This is a genomic window from Mesorhizobium sp. M7A.F.Ca.CA.002.05.1.1 (assembly GCF_003998335.1).
In the GTDB taxonomy this organism is placed as follows: domain Bacteria; phylum Pseudomonadota; class Alphaproteobacteria; order Rhizobiales; family Rhizobiaceae; genus Mesorhizobium.
Genome location: NZ_RZQI01001300.1, coordinates 1 through 1,153 on the forward strand (window position 1 = coordinate 1; position 1,153 = coordinate 1,153).

The following is a 1,153-nucleotide window of genomic DNA, read 5'->3' on the forward strand; positions in this document are numbered from 1 at the left end:
ATTGGGCTCTATCTCGCCTTCATCCTGGGGCGCATCTGAACATTGCGACGGCTGCGTGGCGCGCTTGGTCAAGAGATCGGCTCATGCTACGTCGACCGGATTGACGGCATTGGCCTGCGGCGTTGCCTCGGGACTTCGGCAGGGAGCACTATCGGCCGTTCATGAAGGCAGCCAAGCAAATCTTCGATATTGCCGGTGCGGCTCTGCTGCTGGTGGCGACATCTCCTGTCTTGGCGCTCACCGTCCTTGCCGTTCGAGCATCGTCGCCGGGCCCGGCTATTTTTTCACAGGTGCGGGTCGGCCGTGACGGTCGGCTTTTTCGCTGCCACAAGTTGCGCACCATGTATGTCGGGACGCCGTCACTACCCTCGCATGAGGCGCCGGCGGATTCCGTGACATCGGTCGGGAAGGTCCTACGGAAGTTCAAGCTCGACGAGCTGCCGCAATTCTGGAATGTCCTGAAGGGCGAAATGAGCCTGGTCGGGCCGCGCCCCTGCCTGCCGACCCAAACCGAGTTGATCGAGTGTCGCAGGCGGCTGGGGGTTTTGGCGGCGCTGCCGGGCATAACCGGCCTGGCCCAGATCAGGGGCATCGACATGTCGAACCCGGAGCTTTTGGCCGAAACGGATGCTGCCTACCTCCGCACTGCGTCGTTCTGGCTCGACCTTCGGATCCTGTTTGGAACGCTCTACCGCAGACCATGATCCCAAAAAGTGGAAGCCGGTTTTTGGAAAAGATCATGGTCAAGCAAGAAAGTCAGGATCTACCGAGCCGCGCCAGCTCGACCAGCCGCTCGAGCGTGCCGGCTTCAGGCGTCCACCCCTGCGATACCAGCAGGGCGGGGTCGCATATCTGTGTCGCGGTCAGGCTGTCCCAGAACGCCCGCCTGCCGAGCGCGGCCACGACCGGCCGTATCAGACCGGCCGGCACAGCCATCAGGCGCACAGGCCGCCCCAAACCTCTGCGAAAGGCGGCGATGATGGCCTCGGCGGCGACCGGCGGCACATCGGCGCCGACATAGATCGGGCGAAGCGGTCCGGAATGGCTGAGCAGGTGCGACACTGCTCGCACCGCGGCCTCGGAAGACATCAGCGAGCGGATTCCGGTCAAGGCACCCGTCGGCAGCGGCAGCGGCGTATCGGCAAGGCGCATC

Annotated in this window: 1 protein-coding gene and 1 pseudogene; one reads left to right on the forward strand and one right to left on the reverse strand. The window is 64.0% G+C overall.

Annotated features, from left to right (window positions below; translation table 11 throughout):
• Nucleotides 1-161 precede the first annotated feature (161 nt).
• Nucleotides 162-704: a sugar transferase gene (locus EN939_RS35035; protein WP_127271926.1), complete on the forward strand. Its 543-nt coding sequence runs from the start codon at nt 162-164 to the stop codon at nt 702-704.
• 52 nt (nt 705-756) lie between these two features.
• Here EN939_RS35035 and EN939_RS35040 read toward each other — a convergent pair.
• Nucleotides 757-1,153: pseudogene (locus EN939_RS35040) on the reverse strand (epimerase); the annotation flags it as partial.

What these genes read in the sequence shown, in the direction of transcription:
- EN939_RS35035 (WP_127271926.1), top strand. Translation starts at nt 162, where the DNA reads ATGAAGGCAGCCAAGCAAATCTTCGATATTGCCGGTGCGGCTCTGCTG.